The organism is Patulibacter defluvii (assembly GCF_034096925.1).
GTDB lineage: Bacteria > Actinomycetota > Thermoleophilia > Solirubrobacterales > Solirubrobacteraceae > Patulibacter > Patulibacter defluvii.
Map to the genome: position 1 here is coordinate 41408 of NZ_JAWZSQ010000027.1, position 18400 is coordinate 59807.

General features: G+C 74.8%; 15 protein-coding genes. 5 read left to right on the plus strand and 10 right to left on the minus strand.

Annotation, left to right across the window (positions count from 1 at the left end; genetic code table 11):
- Positions 1–153: 153 nt before the first annotated feature.
- From SH587_RS21355 to bioD, 5 genes are all read left to right on the plus strand, one after another.
- Entirely contained in the window at positions 154–609 is a 456-nt protein-coding gene (locus SH587_RS21355) for a MarR family winged helix-turn-helix transcriptional regulator (RefSeq protein WP_320672680.1), read from the plus strand.
- Positions 606–2285 (plus strand): MFS transporter, encoded by a 1680-nt coding sequence (locus SH587_RS21360; protein ID WP_320672681.1) that lies wholly within the window; start codon positions 606–608, stop codon positions 2283–2285. The genes SH587_RS21355 and SH587_RS21360 overlap by 4 nt, the downstream gene beginning before the upstream one ends.
- A gap of 175 nt (positions 2286–2460) precedes the next feature.
- Positions 2461–3672, plus strand: a complete 1212-nt coding sequence (gene bioB / locus SH587_RS21365) for a biotin synthase BioB (protein ID WP_320672682.1) — start codon at positions 2461–2463, stop codon at positions 3670–3672.
- A gap of 14 nt (positions 3673–3686) precedes the next feature.
- The gene (locus SH587_RS21370; protein ID WP_320672683.1) at positions 3687–4958 is read left to right on the plus strand and encodes an aminotransferase class I/II-fold pyridoxal phosphate-dependent enzyme; all 1272 of its coding nucleotides are present in this window, start codon (positions 3687–3689) and stop codon (positions 4956–4958) included.
- Positions 4955–5656, plus strand: coding sequence for a dethiobiotin synthase (gene bioD, locus SH587_RS21375; RefSeq protein ID WP_320672684.1), 702 nt, complete (start codon positions 4955–4957; stop codon positions 5654–5656). The genes SH587_RS21370 and bioD overlap by 4 nt, the downstream gene beginning before the upstream one ends.
- On the opposite strand, the gene SH587_RS21380 is transcribed toward bioD, so the two are convergent.
- The 10 genes from SH587_RS21380 to mltG form a co-directional block, all read right to left on the minus strand.
- Positions 5653–6936: a cytochrome P450 gene (locus SH587_RS21380; RefSeq protein ID WP_320672685.1), complete on the minus strand. Its 1284-nt coding sequence runs from the start codon at positions 6934–6936 to the stop codon at positions 5653–5655. The two genes, bioD and SH587_RS21380, sit on opposite strands and share 4 nt — an antisense overlap.
- 132 nt (positions 6937–7068) lie before the next feature.
- Positions 7069–8439 (minus strand): adenosylmethionine--8-amino-7-oxononanoate transaminase, encoded by a 1371-nt coding sequence (locus SH587_RS21385; protein ID WP_320672686.1) that lies wholly within the window; start codon positions 8437–8439, stop codon positions 7069–7071.
- Positions 8440–8560: 121 nt separating this feature from the next.
- On the minus strand, positions 8561–9640 hold the full coding sequence (locus tag SH587_RS21390; RefSeq protein WP_320672687.1) for a ScyD/ScyE family protein: 1080 nt from the start codon (positions 9638–9640) through the stop codon (positions 8561–8563).
- A 70-nt stretch (positions 9641–9710) separates the two neighbouring features.
- Positions 9711–10358: a GTP cyclohydrolase II gene (locus SH587_RS21395; RefSeq protein ID WP_375341796.1), complete on the minus strand. Its 648-nt coding sequence runs from the start codon at positions 10356–10358 to the stop codon at positions 9711–9713.
- Positions 10355–11425 carry an LLM class flavin-dependent oxidoreductase gene (locus SH587_RS21400; protein WP_320672689.1) on the minus strand — a complete coding sequence of 357 codons (1071 nt, stop codon included), beginning with the start codon at positions 11423–11425 and terminating at the stop codon, positions 10355–10357. The genes SH587_RS21395 and SH587_RS21400 overlap by 4 nt, the downstream gene beginning before the upstream one ends.
- 180 nt (positions 11426–11605) lie before the next feature.
- A complete protein-coding gene (locus SH587_RS21405; RefSeq protein ID WP_320672690.1) occupies positions 11606–12814 on the minus strand; it encodes a type II secretion system F family protein in 1209 nt (402 codons plus the stop codon).
- Positions 12815–12818: 4 nt separating this feature from the next.
- The gene (locus SH587_RS21410; protein ID WP_320672691.1) at positions 12819–13970 is read right to left on the minus strand and encodes a type IV pilus twitching motility protein PilT; all 1152 of its coding nucleotides are present in this window, start codon (positions 13968–13970) and stop codon (positions 12819–12821) included.
- Positions 13971–14071: 101 nt separating this feature from the next.
- Positions 14072–15823: a GspE/PulE family protein gene (locus SH587_RS21415; RefSeq protein ID WP_320672692.1), complete on the minus strand. Its 1752-nt coding sequence runs from the start codon at positions 15821–15823 to the stop codon at positions 14072–14074.
- A 113-nt stretch (positions 15824–15936) separates the two neighbouring features.
- A complete protein-coding gene (locus SH587_RS21420; RefSeq protein WP_320672693.1) occupies positions 15937–16785 on the minus strand; it encodes a shikimate dehydrogenase family protein in 849 nt (282 codons plus the stop codon).
- Positions 16782–18400 (minus strand): endolytic transglycosylase MltG (mltG, locus tag SH587_RS21425; RefSeq protein ID WP_320672694.1); only part of this gene is annotated, 1619 nt, incomplete at its 5' end. The genes mltG and SH587_RS21420, both read right to left, overlap by 4 nt.

Below are 18400 nucleotides of genomic sequence, written 5' to 3' on the forward strand. Positions count from 1 at the left end.
CGGGTCGTCGCCCGCTGCGACGTTTCGGTCGCCGCCGGGGAAGAACGTCACATGCCGGCGCGGTCCGCCGGTCCCGGCCCCCCTCCCAGCCCCGCCCCGCCACACCCTCCAATTACTTGTCTTATGCACGCAAGTGATGTATTGTTTCCCAATGTGATCGCCCCGCCCTCGCCCTCCCGCGACGTCACGGCGCTCGCCGCCACGCTGCCGGCGCGAACCGCTCGCACCACGCGGCTGCTGCTGCGGCGGGCGGACAGCGACCTCTCGCGCAGCAGCGCCGGGGTCCTCGCCGCGCTCGCCGAGGGACCGCTGCGGATCACCGAGCTGGCCGACTGGGAGGGCCTGGCCCAGCCGACCGTCACGCTGCTGGTCGCCCAGATGGAGCGCGACGGCCTGGTCCGCCGCGACCGCGATCCGGCCGACCGGCGGGCGGTCCTGGTCTCGATCACCGACGCCGGCCGCGCCGCCCGCCAGCAGCTCCACCAGGCCCTCGCCGCGCTGCTGCGCGAGCGCACCGCCCACCTGGACGACGACCAGTTCGCCGCCCTCGCCGCCGCCAGCGACGCGCTGGCCCTCCTGATCGACGCCCTCCAGAAAGGCTCCGCATGAGCGCTTCCTCCACCCCACCGGCCGCCGCCGACGGCGGCTTCTTCGCCCAGCCGCGCGCGGTCTGGGCCGTCGCCTTCGCGGCCGTCGTCTCGTTCATGGGCCTCGGCCTCGTCGATCCGATCCTGCCCGCGATCGCCGACGACCTGCACGCCTCGCAGAGCCAGGTGCTGCTGCTCTTCACCAGCTACTTCGCGGTCACCGGGATCGCGATGCTCGTCTCCAGCACCGTCGCCAGCCGGATCGGTCCCAAGCGGACGCTGCTCGCCGGCCTGACCCTGATCGTGCTCTTCGCCGCCGCCGCGGGCGCCTCGGACAGCGTCGGGGCGATCGTCGGCCTGCGGGCCGGCTGGGGCCTCGGCAACGCGCTCTTCATCGCCACCGCGCTGTCGGCGATCATCGGCGCCGCCTCGGGCGGGGTCGGCCGGGCGGTGATCCTCTACGAGGCCGCGCTCGGGCTCGGGATCTCGGTCGGGCCGCTGCTCGGCGGCCTGCTCGGCGGGATCAGCTGGCGCGGCCCGTTCTTCGGCGTCGCGGCGCTGATGGCGATCGGCTTCGTCGCCGTGCTGGTGCTGCTCGACAAGAGCCCGAAGCCGCCGGCCAGCCAGCACACCACGCCGCTCGATCCGCTCAGGGCGCTGGCCCTGCGGCCGGTCCGCGCCAGCGCCGTCGTGGCCTTCTTCTACAACTTCGGCTTCTTCACGCTGCTGGCCTACTCGCCCTTCCCGCTCCACCTCGGCGCCCACCAGCTCGGCTTCGTGTTCTTCGGCTGGGGCGTGCTGCTGGCCGGGTTCTCGGTCTTCGGCGCGCCGCGGATCGCCGCCCGCGTCGGCGACGTCCGGGCGCTCGGCGGGGCCTTCGGCCTGACCGCGCTGGTGCTGCTGGCGATGGGTCTCGGCCACGGCAACCAGGCGCTGCTGATCGGCTGCGTGATCGTCGCCGGCGCCTTCCTCGGCGTCGCCAACACGATCCTCACCCAGCTGGTGATGGAGTCGGCGCCGATCAACCGCGCGACGGTCTCGGCCTCGTACAGCTTCGTCCGCTTCACCGGCGGCGCGATCGCGCCCTACCTGGCCGGCAAGCTCGGCGAGCACGTCGGGGTCGGGGTGCCGTTCCTGGTCGCCGCCGGGGCCGTCGCGCTGGGGATCGTCGCCCTCTACGCCTACCGCACGGCCTTCGTGCCGGCCGCCGCGCCGGTCGCGACGACGCCGGCCCCGGTCGCCGGTCCGGCCCCGACCCTGGTCGCCGTCGGCGGCCCCGAGGCGCCGGCCCTGGCCGAGCGGGCCGTGGCCGGCGCCCGCCGCCGCGGCGGCCCGGTCCACGTGCTCCACGTCCGCGAGACGGCGGTCGTCGGCGACGGCGCCTACGCGGCCGAGGACGACGACGAGGCCCGCGCGACCCTCGACCGCTGCGTCGCGATCCTGGCCGCCAGCGGGCTCCCGGTCAGCGGCGAGACCGTCGCGGTGGTCGGCTCGCACGCGGCGGTCGCCGACGAGATCCTGGCCCGTGCCGACGCGCTCGACGCCGGCCTGGTCGTGCTCGGCCAGGCCACCCGCCACGGCGCCGCCGCGCTGCTCGGGCCGAGCGCCACCGCACTGGTCGCCGGCCGGATCGACCGCGACCTGCTGGTGCTCCGGGCCCAGCCGGCCGCGGCGGCCCCGGCCCTCGCCGTCGCGTAGACGCCGCACGCGGCCCACGCACCCGGTCCCGCGACCCGACCCCCCGGCGCGGGGGCCGGACCGCGGCGGCGGCCGGTCGCGGGGGCCGCGCGGGATAGGATTCGCCGCCACGTTGGCGCGCACGGCCCTCCGGTCCCGCGCGCCACCCTTCGTAGGACGATTCCTGGAGACGACCATGGCGCCGCTGATCACCCGTGAGGAGGCCCTGCGCCTGGGCCGCCTGAGCGACCGCGACGAGATCCTGGCCCTGGTCGAGCGGGCGTGGGAGGCGCGGCAGGAGCAGTTCGGCGACAGCACCGACATGTGCTCGCTGGTGAACGCGAAGTCGGGCGGCTGCGCCGAGGACTGCGGGTTCTGTGCCCAGTCGCGGTTCGCCGAGGCGGAGACGCCGATGCACGCGATGATGGAGCCCGAGCAGATGCTCGAGCACGCCCGTGCCGCCGAGGCCGCCGGCGCCCACCGCTTCTGCATGGTCACCCAGGGCCAGGGGCTCTCCAACCGCGACTTCGAGAAGCTGCTGGAGGGCGCGCGGCTGGTCACCGAGCACACCAACCTCAAGCGCTGCGCCTCGGTCGGGCACATCAACGCCAAGCGCGCCAAGCAGCTGAAGGACGCCGGGATCAACCGCGTCCACCACAACGTCGAGACCGCCCGCTCCTACTACCCCGAGGTCTCCTCGACCGTCCGCTACGAGGGCCGCCTGCGGACCGTCGACGCGGTCCGCGAGGCCGGGCTGGAGACCTGCGTCGGCGGGATCCTGAACCTCGGCGAGTCGGAGGAGCAGCGGGTCGAGATGGCCTTCGAGCTGGCCGATATCGATCCGACCTCGGTCCCGATCAACCTGCTCAACCCGCGGCCGGGCACGAAGTTCGGCGACCGCGACTACATGGACCCGTGGGACGCGATCAAGTGGGTCGCGATCTTCCGCCTGATCCTGCCGACCGCGCTGCTGCGGCTCTGCGGCGGTCGCAGCGAGAACCTGCGCGAGTGGCAGCAGATGGCGGTCAAGGCCGGCCTCAACGGCGTGATGATGGGCAACTTCCTGACCACGCTCAACAGCGACCCGGCCGACGACCGCCAGATGTTCTCCGACCTCGGGCTGAACATCGCCCGCCACGGCGACAACGGCGCCAACCCGCGCCCCGACAACCGCTCCGGGCGGCTGGAGGGCGAGACGCCGGACGTCGTCGAGCGCTACCTCGACAACCCCGAGCAGGCCGAGGCCGCCGGGATCACGATCCGCCAGTGGGACCCGTCGACCCAGCTGCGCTACGTCGCCAAGGACAAGCGCGTCCCGGCCCGCCCCGACGGCGCCCCCAACCGCTGGCCGAGCGAGGGCAGCCGCGAGGCCGAGGCGACGCCCTCGGCTCCGGGCCTGGCCGTCTGAGGGGCGCGATCCCGGTGGACGGGAACGGCAGCCGCCGCCCGGCCGACGGCGACCCCGCGCTCCGCGCCCGGCTCGACGGGCTGGCCGACGATGGCCTGCTGCGGACGCTGCGGACGCTCGACGGGCCGATCGGGCCGCGGGCGACCGTCGACGGCCGCGAGCTGCTGCTGCTCTGCGGCAACGACTACCTGGGCCTGGCCGGCCATCCCGCGGTCCGCGAGGGCGCGGCCGCCGCGGCGCTGGCCTCCGGCGGCGGCGCCGGGTCGTCGCGGCTGATCGCGGGCACGCTGGCCGTTCACCGCGAGCTGGAGGCGGCGATCGCGGCCTTCGAGGGCAGCCAGTCGGCGCTGCTCTTCGGCGCCGGCTACCTGGCCAACGTCGGGGTCGTCGGGGCGCTCGCCGAGCGCGGCGGGGTGGTCGCCAGCGACGCCCTCAACCACGCCTCGATCATCGACGGCGTCCGGCTCTCCGGGGCCGAGCGGGTCGTCTACCGCCACGGCGACTGGGAGCACCTGGACCACGAGCTGAGCGCCCGCGCCGGCGGCCGGCCGCCGGCGCTGGTGGTCACCGACAGCGTCTTCTCGATGGACGGCGACGTCGCGCCGCTGGCCGAGCTGGTGGCCGTCTGCCGCCGCCACGGCGCGCGGCTGGTGGTCGACGAGGCCCACGCCACGGGCTGCCTCGGGCCGGGCGGGCGCGGCGCGGTCGCCGCCGCCGGGCTGACCGGCGAGGTCGACGCGATCGTCGGCACGCTCGGCAAGGCGCTCGGGTCGAGCGGGGCCTACGTCGCCGCCCACCGCGACGTCCGCGACTGGCTCGTCAACCGCGCCCGGACGCTGATCTTCTCGACCGCCCCCGCCCCCGCCGCGGCCGGTGCCGCGCTCGCCGCGCTCGACCAGCTCGACCGCGAGCCGCAGCGGGTCGCGCGGCTGCGGGCCAACGCGACCCTCGTCCGCGACGAGCTGCGGGCCGCCGGCGTCGGGCTCGCCGTCCCCGGGATCCGCGGCGACCGGGTCGACCCCGCCGTCCCGATCGTGCCGGTGGTGGTCCGCGGCGCCGAGGCGACGATGGCGATCACCGAACGGCTGCTGGCCGAGGGCGTCTACCTGCAGGGGATCCGGCCGCCGACGGTGGCCGCCGGCAGCTGCCGGCTGCGGCTGACCGTCTGCAGCGAGCACGACCCGGCCGAGCTGCGCGACGCGGCGGCCCGGATCGGCCGTGCGCTGGCCGCGGTCGGCGGCGGCGTGGACGCCGGCGCCACCGGCGAGGTCGTGGCGACCACGTGAGGGGCCTGCTCGTCACCGCGACCGACACCGAGGTCGGCAAGACGTACCTGGCGGCCGCGATCTGCGCCGCGCTCGCCCGCGACGGCCGCCGGCCCCAGGCCCACAAGCCCGTGGTGACCGGGCTCGACGAGCCGATTCCCGCCGGCCAGCGCGACCACGAGCTGCTGGCCGCCTGCACCGGCCAGCGTCCCGAGCAGGTCAGTCCGCTGCGGTTCGCGCCGCCGGTCTCGCCGCACCTGGCCGCCGAGCGCGCCGGCACGCCGCTCGACCCGGCGGCGCTGGTGGCCGCGGCCCGCGCGGCGGCACCCGCCGACGGCGAGCCGCTGGTCGTCGAGGGGATCGGCGGCCTGCTCGTCCCCTTCACCCGCGAGGGCTACGACGTCCGCGCGTTCGCCCGCGACCTCGGCCTGCCACTGGTGGTCGCGGCGCGGCCGGGGCTGGGGACGATCAACCACACCCGCCTGACGGTCGCCGCGGCGCGCGCCGCCGGGCTCGACGTGCGGGCCGTCGTCCTGACCCCGTGGACCGGCGACGATCCGCTGGCCGACGACAACCGGGCGACCCTCGAGGGGCTGCTCGACGGCGTCCCGGTCCACGGGCTGCCGCCGACCGCGCCCGAGCCGGCGGCGCTGGCGCGGGCCGCCGCGGGGCTGCCGGTGGCCGCGTGGGTCGGTCCCGCGCGGCCGGCCGGCGACTAGGCGCCCGTCTCCCAGGTCACCCGCAGGTGCCGCATCTGGCGCAGCACCACGCTCTGCCAGATCCCGTGGTCCTGATCCGGCACCAGCCGCAGCGGCGGCAGCCGGTCGAGCAGCGCCTCGGTGGCGATCTCGTACTGCAGCTTCGCCAGCGGCGCCCCGAGGCAGAAGTGGGTGCCGCGGCCGAAGGTCAGGTGGCGCGGGGCCGCCTCGCGGGCCGGGTCGAGCACGTCGGCGTGCGGGCAGAGCGACTCGTCACGGCTGCCGGCGCCGTAGAGCAGCATCAGCTTCGAGCCGGCGGGGATCGCGACGTCGCCGACGGTCACGTCCTCGTTGGCGGTCCGGATCATCGCGTGCGAGACCGAGTCGTAGCGGCAGGTCTCCTCCAGGAACGGCAGCAGCAGGCTGCGGTCCTCGCGCAGCCGCTCCCACTGGTCGTGCTCCAGCGCCAGCTTCCAGGCGTTGGCGATCAGCGCCGTGGTCGACTCGTGGCCGGCCGAGAGCATCGAGGCCCCGATCGCCATCACCAGCTCGTGGTCGCTCAGCTTCTCGCCGTCGGACTCGGCCTCGATCAGGTAGCTGGTGAGGTCCTCGCGCGGGGCGGCGCGGCGGTCGGCGATCAGCTCCAGGCAGTACTGCTGGAACTCGAGCACGCCCTCGGCCATCGCCACCTGCTCGTCCGGCGGCACCGGCTCGAAGGCCAGCCGCTGCCAGTCGGTGCTCCACTGCTTGATCCGCCACATGTCCTCGGTCGGGACGCCCATCACGCCGAGGATCACCTGCACCGGCAGCGGGTAGAGCAGCTGCTCGACCAGGTCGGCCTCGCCGGCGTCGGCGAAGCCGTCGATCAGCGCCGCCGTCCGCTCGCGCACGAACGGCGCCATCGCGGCGATCCGCTTGGCGCTGAAGCCGCGGTTGGTCAGCCGCCGCAGCCGCGTGTGGGCCGGCGGATCCATCCCCAGCAGCACGTGGCTGGTGTCGTAGCCGCGGGCCAGCACCGCGCCCGCCTCCGGCGTCACGTGGGCGCCGCTGCCGAGCATGTCGCGGTTGGAGAACCGCGACGGGTCGCGCAGGACCGCGCAGATGTCGTCGTAGCGGCTGACGAGCCACATGTCGAGCACCGGGCTGTAGGTCACCGGCTCCTCCGCCCGCAAGCGTTCGAAGAACGGATGCGGATCGGTCACGTGGGGACCCGCGAAGGGCATGTAGGTGGCGCCGAGCGGGCAGGGGGACTCGTCGTCCGGGTCGATCGGCAGGGACATGGTGGTCAGCGCGTCGCTCATCGCGGCGGAGCTCCTCTGGTGTCTCGAGCCGTCCCAGGGACGGACGGCAGGGCGCCTCACGGTAGGTCCGATCACGGCACCCGTCAGTGCCGGAGACGTGCCGTCGCGGTGCCCCGCGGCAATCGGCGGCGATCAGCCGTGCACCCGCACCGCGGCGAGGATCGCGGCCGCGATCCGGGCCACGTCGTCCTCCGTGCACGGGTAGGGCGGCATCGCGTAGATCAGGTCGCGGAACGGTCGCAGCCAGACCCCCGCGTCGAGCGCCGCCGCGGTCGCCGCCGCGATCGCGACCGGCCGGTCGAGCTGGACGACGCCGATCGCCCCCTGGACCCGCACGTCGACCACCTGGTCGAGCGCCCGGGCCGGGGCCAGTCCGTCGCGCAGGCCGCGCTCGATCCGCGCCACGTCGGCCGCCCAGTCGCGGGCCAGCAGCAGGTCGATCGAGGCCGAGGCGATCGCCGTCGCCAGCGGGTTGGCCATGAAGGTCGGACCGTGCATCAGCACCCCCGCCTCGCCGCGGCCGATCTCGGCCGCCAGCGCGTCGGTGCAGAGCACCGCCGCCAGCGTCACGTAGCCGCCGGTCAGGGCCTTGCCGACCGCCATCACGTCCGGCGCCACCCCCGCGTGGTCGCAGGCGAAGAGCGCGCCGCTGCGGCCGAAGCCGGTGGCGATCTCGTCGACGACCAGCAGCAGGTCGTGCTCGTCGCACAGCTCGCGCAGGACCCGCAGGTAGCCCGGGTGGTGGAATCGCATCCCGCCCGCCCCCTGGACGACCGGCTCGACCACGACCGCGGCCAGCTCGTCGGCGTGGGCCGCGACCGTCCGCCGCAGGTGCGCGACGTAGCCCTCGTCGAGCGGGGCGTCGAACCCCGGCGGCGGCGGGTCGCAGAAGACGTGCTCGGGCAGCACCGCCGCGAACAGGTGGTGCATCCCCCCGACCGGGTCGCAGACGGCCATCGCCCCGAAGGTGTCGCCGTGGTAGCCCCCGCGCCAGGTCAGCAGCCGCTGTCGCTGCGGCCGCCCGCGCGACAGCTCGCGCTGGAGGGCGAGCTTGATCGCCACCTCCATCGCCACCGATCCCGAGTCGGCCAGGAAGACCCGCCGCAGCGGCTCCGGCGTCAGGTCGACCAGCCGCGCCGCCAGCCGCACCGCCGGCTCGTGGGTCAGCCCGCCGAACATCACGTGGCTCATCCGCCCCAGCTGCTCGTGGGCGGCGGCGTCCAGCTCCGGCACCCGGTAGCCGTGGATCGCCGCCCACCAGGACGACATCCCGTCGATCGGCCGCCGGCCGTCGGCCAGCTCCAGCCGCACCCCCTCGGCGCCGGTCACCACCGGCAGCGGGTCGGTCCGCTCGGGCGGCGCGTAGGGATGCCAGAGGTGTGCGCGGTCGAGCCGCTCGATCGCCGCCGCGTCGAGCGGCCCGGCGGCGCGCGCGGCGGCCCGGTCGGCGCCGGGGTCGGCGGGCGGCGGAACGGGCGGGTCGGCGGCCATCCCGTCGATCATGCTGGACCGTCGCCGCGCGCGCGGCGCGCCGATCCGCCATCATCCGCGACGGGATGGGACGCCCGTACGCGGGGTGGGCCGTTCGCGACCCGCCCCGCGTCCGTGTCTCGTGCGCCCGCGGCTAGTAGCCGGTGATCCGCACGATCTCGCCGCCCGCGCCCTTGAACGGCGACTCGGCGGGGGTCGACGCCGGCAGCGTCGAGTTGTTCGAGACGTAGACCTCGCCCTTCGACGAGACGGCCAGCCCGGTCGGGAAGTTCAGCTTGCCCGTCCCGAGGTTGGTCCGGACGCCGTCCGGCGCGACCCGCACGACCAGGCCGCTCGGCGGGCCGTCGAAGGGCCCGGTCGCCAGCTCGGTCACGAACAGGCTCTTGTCGGGACCGAAGCCGAGCCCGGTGATGGTGGTGAAGCCGGTCGCGTGGACGCGCGGCTTGCCGCCCTTGGCCGAGACCCGGAAGACCCGCGCCGCACCGGGGCCGGCACCTTCGGCCAGCTCGCCGACGTAGACCGCCCCGTCGGGGCCCTGGGCCAGCGAGGTCGGGACCGACTGCGCCTTGCCGTTCTTCGGCATCACGGCGAACGTCGACAGCTTGCCCTTGCGCAGCTGGATGATCGCGTTGGCGCCGGCGTCGGCGATCAGGACCCGGTCCTTCAGCGCCAGCACCGCGTAGGGGTTGGAGTTGACGTCCTTCTTGACCCCGTCGGTGTTGTGCTGCTGCTCGTAGCGGTCGACCCGGGCCAGCGTCTTGCGCTTGCCGGGGGCGACCTGGAACAGCCGCCCGACCTGGGCGCGGGCGAACGACGGCAGCTGGGCGATCGCTTTCGGCGTCTCCAGCGACGTGATCGCGGCGTAGACCTTCGAGCCGCGGACCGCGACGCCGTTGGCGCCGACGGTGAACAGCCCCTCGTGGCCGCCGATCGAGACCAGGCCCTTGGCGACGGTCTTCTTCGCGCCGGTGGCGGGATCGACCCGCAGGATCCGGCTCGTGCGACCGACGCAGTTCTCCTTCTTCTTGTCGGCGCAGGTGCCACCCGAGCGGCCGGCGGCGGCGACGTAGAGCCCGCCGTCGGCGGCGAGCGCGAGACCGCGTGGATTGTCGATCCCGCGGGCGACGACGTCGACGCTCTCGGCGGCGAGCGCCTGGGCGGGAAGGGCCAGCGCCGCGACCCCGGCGATGGACATGATCGTGGAACGCTTCATCAGGCCCCGCAGCGTAGAAGTCGGCTGGGCGCCCGCCATCGGGGTCGCGCCCCCAAGGTTGCCCCCGGATTCAGGCCGCCGGCCGCTCCCGCCGCTCACCGAGGTCGAGCACGTGTCCGGTCTGCTCGGCCTTCGCCCGCAGGTAGCGGGCGTTGGCCGGGTGCAGGTGGACGCCGGTCGGGTGGACCGCCTCGACGGCGACCCCCAGCTCGCGCAGGCGGGCCGGCTTGTCGGGGTTGTTGGTCAGCAGCGCGACCCGCTCGACCCCGAGCGCGGCCAGCATCTGGGCGGCGGCGGTGTAGTCGCGCTCGTCGTCGGCGAAGTCGAGCGCCCGGTTGGCCGCGTAGGTGTCGAGGCCCTGGTCCTGGAGCGCGTAGGCGTCGAGCTTGTTGTAGAGCCCGATCCCCCGCCCCTCCTGGCGCAGGTAGAGCAGCCAGCCGCCGGCCTGCGCGATCCGCTCGACCGCCTCGCGCAGCTGCGGGCCGCAGTCGCAGCGGTGGGAGCCGAAGACGTCGCCGGTCAGGCACTCGGAGTGCGGGCGGACGAGCGGGACGGCGGCGGTGGCGAACGGCCCGAGCCCGAGCGCGACGTGCTCGAGCCCGTCGGCCAGCCCGCGGAAGCTGACCACCTCGGCCGTCGTCTCGTAACCGTCGGCGAACCCGAGCGGCACCCGCACGCGGGTCCGGACCACGGCCGGCGGCGGCGCGGCCACGCTCAGTCCCGCCCGGCGCCGGCCGTCGCCGGGGCCGTCCGGCGGGCGACCTCGGTGCGGACGATCGGCGCCACCTCGGTCCCGAACAGCTCGATCGCCCGCAGCACGTCGGCGTGGTCGGTCGACCCGAAGCTGAAGTGCGACATGTAGCGCTGGTGACCGAACAGCTCGTGCTGGGCGAGGATCTTCTCGGCGATCTGCTCCGGCGAGCCGACGGCCAGCGAGCCCTGCGGCGCGCGCATCGCGTCGAACTGGGCGCGGGTGGTGGGCGGCCAGCCGCGCTCGCGGCCGATCTGGGTCATCACCGCCGACCAGGCGGGGTAGAAGGCGGCCGCGGCGGCTTCCTCGGTCTCCCCCACGAAACCGTGGGTGTTGATCGCCACCGGCAGCGTCGCCGGGTCGTGCCCGGCCTGGGCGGCGGCGTCGCGGTAGAGGTCGACGAGCGGCTTGAAGCGGGCCGGCTCGCCGCCGATGATCGCGATCGTCAGCGGCAGCCCGAGGACGGCGGCGCGGACGACCGACTGCGGGGTGCCGCCGACCGCGACCCAGACCGGCAGCGGGTCCTGGACCGGGCGCGGCTGGGCGACGACGCCGTTGAGCGGCGCGCGGTGCTTGCCGGACCAGGTGACGGGCGCGTCGCCGCGCAGCGCCAGCAGCAGCTCCAGCTTCTCGGCGTAGAGCTCGTCGTAGTCCTTCAGGTCCTGGCCGAAGAGCGGGAACGACTCGGTGAAGGAGCCGCGGCCCGCCATGATCTCGGCCCGCCCGTGCGAGAGCAGGTCGACGGTCGCGAACTGCTGGAAGACCCGCACCGGATCCTCGGAGCTGAGCACGGTGACGGCGCTGGAGAGCCGGATCCGCTTGGTCACCGCGGCGGCCGCGGCGAGCACGGTGGTCGGCGACGAGACCGCGAAGTCGGGCCGGTGATGCTCGCCGACGCCGAAGACGTCGAGCCCGACCTCGTCGGCCAGGACGATCTCCTCGATCAGGTTCGCGAGCCGCTGCTCGGCCCCGATCGGCTGGCCGCTGCGGCGGTCGCGGTAGAGGTCGGCGAAGGTGACGAGTCCGAGTTCCATGGCGTCCGGGCGGTCGAAGAGGTTGCCCGAGCAACAGAATAGCGGACCGCGGTCCGTTTTTCGAGCGGCGGCCGAAACGGCGACGGGTCCGGCGCACCCCCATGCGCCGGACCCGGCCGTCCCCTCGTCCCCCTGGGAGGCTCGGCGGCTGCCTCGGCCGCTCCGCCCCCAGGTCCGTGGCTACTTGATCGAGTCGTAGACGCTGAACAGCGGCAGGTACATCGAGATCACGATGAAGCCGACCATCGCGCCGACGAGGATGATCAGCAGCGGCTCGAGGATCGCCGTCAGCGCCTTGACGGCGGCGGCGACCTCGGCCTCGTAGAAGTCGGCGATCTTGTCGAGCATCTCGTCGAGGGCGCCGGTCTCCTCGCCGACCCCGACCATGTGGGCGACCATCGGCGGGAAGATCGTGGCCTCGCGCAGCGGCGACTGGATCGTGCCGCCGCGGCGGACGCTGGCGGTGACGTCGCCCATCGCGTCCTCGACCAGGGCGTTGCCCGAGGTCCGGCCGGTGATGTCGATCGCCTGCAGCAGCGGGACGCCGGCGGCGACCAGGGTGCCGAGCGTCCGCGACCAGCGGGCGATCGCCACCTTCTGCACGATCTGGCCGATCTTGGCCGGGATCTTCAGCAGCACCCGATCCTTCGTCCGGCGGCCGTTCTCCGTCCGCACGTACTGGCGGAGGGCGAAGAAGATCGCGATCACGACCAGGATCATCAGCCACCACCAGCCGGTGACGGCGTCGCTGATCGCGACCGTGATCTTGGTGATGAACGGCAGCTCGCTGTTGAAGTCCTTCAGCACGCCGACGAAGACCGGCACCAGGAACGCCACCAGCGCCAGCAGCACGATCAGCGCGAAGCCGATCACCACCGCCGGGTAGACCAGCGCGCTCTTGACCGCCCGCTTCAGCTCGGCGTCCTTCTCCAGCTGGTCGGCAGCGCGGGCGAGCGCGCTCTCCAGCACGCCGCCGATCTCGCCGGCGTGGACCATCGCCACGTAGAGCCGGTTGAAGACCCGCGGGTGCTTGTCCATCGCCTCGGACAGCGAGGCGCCGTTCTCGACGTCGCCGCGGACGGTGGCGATCACCTCGCGCAGCTTGTCCTTCTCCGTCTGCTGCTCGAGCACGGCGAGCGCCCGCAGGACGGTCATGCCGGAGCCGATCATCGTCGCGAACTGGCGGCTGAAGACCACCATGTCGCGGGCCTTGATCCGCTCCAGGAGCTTGATCTCGACGTTCCAGGCGGCGCGCTTGAGGTCGACGCTGAGCGGGATCAGGCCCCGCTGCCGGAGGACGTCGGTGACCGCGTCGGCGTTCTCGCCGTCGAGCTCGCCCTTGGCGCGGGCGCCGCGGGGGTCGAGGGCGACGTAGGCGTAGGTGCTCATCGGATCAGATCGCCGTCAGCTCGCGGTCGTCGGCCCCGGGCGGTGCGGCGCCGACGCTGTCGATCCCGCCCCGCTGCGTCTGCCGCGGGTCGATCGCCTTCTCCAGCAGCCGCCGGAAGTCGCCGGCGTCGTTGGCCCGGGCCTCGGCCGTCGAGCGGTCGATCTTGCCGGTCCGGACCAGCTCCACCAGCGAGGTCTCCAGCGTCTGCATCCCGTAGCGGGCTCCGGTCTGGATCGCGCTCCGGATCTGGTGGGTCTTGCCCTCGCGGATCAGGTTGCGGACCGCGGCGGTCGGGATCATCACCTCGAGCGCGCAGCAGCGGCCGAGGCCGTCGGCGGTCGGCAGGATCTGCTGGCACATCACCCCCTGGAGCGCGGCCGCCAGCTGCATCCGGATCTGGTTCTGCTGGGCGGCGGGGAAGCTGTCGATCACGCGGTCGATCGTCTGCGGCGCGTCCTGGGTGTGGAGCGTGGCGAAGACCAGGTGGCCGGTCTCGGCCGCGGTCAGGGCGGTGCCCATCGTCTCCAGGTCGCGCATCTCGCCGACGAGGATCACGTCCGGGTCCTGGCGCAGCGCGGCCTTCAGGGCCATCGCGAAGCTCGGCGCGTCGGTGCCCAGCTCGCGCTGGTTGACGATGCAGCCCTTGTGCGGGTGCAGGACCTCGATCGGGTCCTCGATCGTGAGGATGTGGTCGTGGCGCGACTCGTTGATCCGGTCGATCATCGCCGCCAGCGTCGTCGACTTGCCGGAGCCGGTCGGGCCGGTCACGAGCACCAGGCCGCGCGGCTTCTCGGTCAGGTCGACGAGCACGTCGGGCAGGCCCAGCTCGGCCAGGCTGCGGATCCGGTCGGGGATCAGGCGCAGCGCCGCGCCGGTCGCGCCGCGCTGCTGGAACGCGTTGACGCGGAAGCGGGCGACGCCCGGCACCGGGTAGGCGAAGTCGACCTGGCGGTCGGTCTCCAGCCGCTGCCGCTGGGTGGTCGAGAGGAGCCCGTAGACGAGCTCGCGGCAGGCCGCGACGTCCAGCGTCTCGTCCCCGACCGGCTGCAACCGGCCGCGGACGCGGATCATCGGGGGACTGCCGGCGGTGAGGTGGAGGTCCGAGGCCTCGGACTCCACCATCGCCTGCACCAGGTCGTGGAACTGGATGGGCATCTCCCCCGTCCTGTCGGTCCCGGCGGCGGTCGTCGGGACCAACCGGACGCGGGCTGGACGAACGTCCGTGGCGGGCGCGGACGGCGTCCGCCGGCGACCGGCTAGGTGTCGCCCGTCACCCGCGTGACCTCGGCCAGCGAGGTCGTGCCGGCGAGCACCTTCTGGAGCCCGTCCTCGCGCAGCCGCCGCATCCCGCCGGCGATCGCGACCCGGGTGATCTCCTCGATCGGGGCCCGCTCGACGATCAGGCCGCGCATCTCCTCGTCGACGATCATCACCTCGTAGAGCCCGACCCGGCCGCGGTAGCCGGTGTCGCCGCAGCGGGCGCAGCCGACCGCCTCGTAGGCGTCGACGTCGCCCTCGACCGCGAAGCCGTGGTGGCGGACGATCTCGGCCGGCAGCCGCACCTGACGGCGGCAGGAGGAGCAGAGGGTGCGCGCCAGCCGCTGGGCGACCACGCAGTCGATCGCCGAGGCGACCAGGAACGGCTCGACGCCCATCTCCAGCAGCCGGGTGATCGCCGTCGGCGCGTCGTTGGTGTGCAGCGTCGAGAGCACCAGGTGGCCGGTCAGGGCCGACTCGACGGCGATCTGGGCGGTCGCGGCGTCGCGGATCTCGCCGACCATGATCACGTCGGGGTCGGCCCGCATCATCGAGCGCAGCCCGTTGGCGAAGGTCATCCCGGTGCGGGCGTTGACCTGCACCTGGGTGACGCCGTCCAGCTGCCGCTCGACCGGGTCCTCGATCGTGACGATGTGGCGGTCGCTGGTGTTCAGCCGCTGGAGCGCGGCGTAGAGCGAGGTCGACTTGCCGGAACCGGTCGGGCCGGTGGCGAGGATCGCGCCGTAGGGCTTCTGGAACGCGCGCTCGAACCGCTCGCGGTCGCGCTGCTGCATCCCCAGCCGGTCGAGCGTGATCACGCCCTCCGCCCGGTCGAGGATCCGCAGCACCACCGACTCGCCGTGGACGGAGGGCAGCGTCACCGCCCGCAGGTCGACCCGGCGGCCGTCGATCGTCAGCGTCACGCGGCCGTCCTGCGGGGCCCGCCGCTCGGCGATGTCCAGGTCCGCCATCACCTTCAGGCGGCTGACGAGGCCGGGGACCAGCGCCTTCGGCACCGTGGCGGTCTCCTGCAGCACCCCGTCGATCCGGAACCGGACCCGCATCCCGTGCTGCATCGGGGCGAAGTGGACGTCGCTGGCGCGGCGCTCGATCGCCTGCGCCAGGACGGTGTTGACCAGGTTGATGACCGGCGCGTCCTCGGCCCCGGCGCGGACGTCGAGCAGCTCGGCCGTCTGCTCCTCGACCACCTGGTCGGGCGTGGCCTGCTTGACCGCCTCGTCGAGCCGGGTCATCGCCGCCAGCCGCGCCTGGACGTCCTCGCGCGCCGCCACGGCCAGCCGCACCGGGCCGCCGGTCAGCATCGCCAGGTCCTCGGCGATCAGCGTGTTGCTGGGATCGGCGACGGCGATCAGCAGCGTCGCGCCGAGGCGCGAGATCGGGACCGCCTGGTAAGTACGGGCATCGTCGGCGCCGAGCGCGGTCAGGACCGCCGGATCGGGCTGGACGTGGGCCAGGTCCAGGTGCTCGAGCCCGTGGCGGTCGGCCAGCGCGCGGGCGACCTGGTCGGCCGAGGCGACCCGCAGCTCGACCACGGCGCGGTCGAGGGCCAGCCCCCGCTCGCGGGCGGTGACGACGGCGTCGGCCACCTGCAGCTCGTCGACCCCGCGGGCGATCAGGACCTCGGTCAGTGGGCGCCCGGCGAGCTCGGGACGCGGAGCGGTCAGCGCCTGGTCGAGCGGGACGTTGCCGGCCGGCTGCTCGACGGGGGGCTCGTCCGCTCGGTGCTCCACGACAGGATGATCCAGCACGGTCCGTCCTGTATCGGCCGCGGCGCCCCGTTTCCTGAATCGCGTACTCCGTCCGTCGGCGCGCTGGCGGGTCACGGCGCCGTCCGTCCGCCGGCTCAGCCGTCGATCGCGAACGCGCGCGCGGCGTCGTCCATGGTGGTCCGCGGGGCCGGCCGGCCGGTCCAGCGTTCGAGGCTGCGGGCGCCCTGGGCGACGAGGATCGCCAGTCCGTCGACGGTCCGCGCGCCGGCCGCGGCGGCGGCCGCCAGCAGCGGCGTGCCGTCGGGCCGGTAGACGAGGTCGGCGACGAGCGGGTAGTCGGCCAGGTCGGCGGCGTCCAGCGGCAGCCGGTCGAAGGTCTGCTCGGGGTCGTGGAGCCCGACCGCGGTGCAGTTGACCAACACGTCGGCGGGAGCGGCGCCATCGGCGGCGTCGATCCCGAGGTCGCTGGCCAGCTCGACGGCGCGGGCCGCCGTCCGGTTCCAGACCGCGACTCGGGCGCAGCCGGCCTCGCGCAGGGCCCAGGCGCAGGCGCGGGCGCTGCCGCCGGCGCCGAGGATCAGGGCGCTGCGGCCGGCGAGCGGCGTCGCGAGCGCGTCGAGCAGGCCCGGGGCGTCGGTGTTGTCGGCCTCCAGCGTGCCGTCCTCGAGCAGCGTCAGCGTGTTGGCGGCGCCGATCTCGCGGGCGGCGGCGGTCGGGCGGTCGGCCGCGTCCAGCGCGTCGTGCTTGTGCGGGATCGTGACGTTGGCGCCGGCGAAACCGCCGCCGGCGAGGGCGGCGATCGTCTCGCCGATCGCCTCGGGCGGGACCGGCAGCGCCTGGTAACTCCAGTGGTCGAGGCCCAGCTCGCGCAGCGCCGCGCCCTGCATCGCGGGCGAGCGGCTGTGCCCGACCGGCCAGCCGAGCACGCCCAGCCGCCACTCGCGGTCGGGGTCGGCGACCCCGACGGGGCGCGGCTCGCTCACCGGCGCTTGCACCCGCTTGCATCGGCCGGATCGCCGCCGACGCGCTTGCGCTCCTGCTCGTAGTACGCCTGGTCGCGGGCGAAGCCGTCGGCGCTCGACGAGAAGTTATGGCGGCCCTTGCCGCACGGGCGGACCACGTAGTAGAGGGCGCTGGTGCGGGCCGGGTTGGCGGCGGCCTCGATCGAGGCCAGGCCGGGGTTGCCGATCGGCGTCGGCGGCAGGCCCTTGGTGCGGCGGGTGTTGTAGGGCCCGGGACGGTTCAGCTCGCTGACCCGCAGCGGCCGGGTCCAGTTGCGCTCGGCGTAGCGGATCGTGGCGTCGATCCCGAGGAACATGTCGGCCCGCAGCCGGTTGTAGATCACCGCGGCGACCTGGCGGCGCTCGGAGGGCACGCGGACCTCGCGCTCGATCATCGAGGCGATGATCAGCACGTCGTAGCGGCTGAGGTTGGCGCGGCGGGCGCGGCGCATGCTGACGGTGCCGATCTGCTTCTTGAAGCTCGCCACCTGCTCGGCGACGAGCGAGGAGGCGGTCGCGGTCGCCCGCTGCAGCTCGTAGGTGGCCGGGAAGAGGAAGCCCTCCAGGCCCTTGACCTTGCGCGGCTGGCCGTAGCGCCGGGGGTCGAAGTCGCGGGTCCGGGCCGAGGCGGCCAGGTAGTCGCCGCGGATCCCGGCCCGGCGGACGACGGCGGCGGTCTCGCGCCGCGAGAGGCCCTCGGGAACGCTGACCCGGATGACCGCGGGCGGCAGCGGGTCCTTCTGCAGCGCGTCGATCGCGGACCCGTAGGACATGTCCCGCTTCAGCACCACGCGGCCGGCGTGCAGCGAACCTCCCGAACCGCTGAGCCGGGCCCGGATCGAGAAGAAGGTCGCGTTGCCGATCACCCCACGCTGCTCCAGCAGCCGCCCGATGTCGTCGACCGACGAGCCCGGCGGGATGTCGACCTCGACCCGTCCGGTGCCCCCGCCCTTGAGCGGCTGGAAGATCAGCACCACGGCGACGACGACCACCACCATCGGCACCAGCACCAGCAGCGCCGCGATCCGCGAGACCCCGCGACGGGCCGGCGCGGTCCGCGGCCCGACCACCGCGGCCGGCGGACGGCCCCCGGTGCGCGCGGCGGCCTCGCGGCTGGAGCGCTCGGCCTTGGCCGCCTTCGCCTCGCGCCGGCGGGCCCGGCGACCGGCGGGCGCCTCGGAGCGACCCGCGCCGCGTGCCGTGGTGCGACCGGCGGCGCGCCCGGTGCGCGGCGGATCGTCGTCGTACTCGTCGTCCAGCTCGATCGGGTCGTCGACCGGCGGCCGGCGGTGCGGCGGCTGGCCGGTCGGGGAGCCGAGGGCGGCCGGGGCCTGCGGCGGAGCTGCCGCGGGCGAGGCGGGTGGGGTGGCGGGCGGGGCCGCGCTCGTGGGCGGGACCGCGCCGGCGGGCGAGACCGCGCCGGCGGGCGGGACCGCGCCGGCGGGCGGGAGGTTGCTCCCGGCGGGCGGAGCGGCGCCAGTGGGCGGGACCGCGCCGGCGGGCGGAGCGGTCCTGGCAGGCGGGATCGCACCAGCTGGCGGCGCGGACGCCCCGGCGGGCGGGCCGGCCGGCGGCGCGCCGGCGGGAGCCGGCGGAT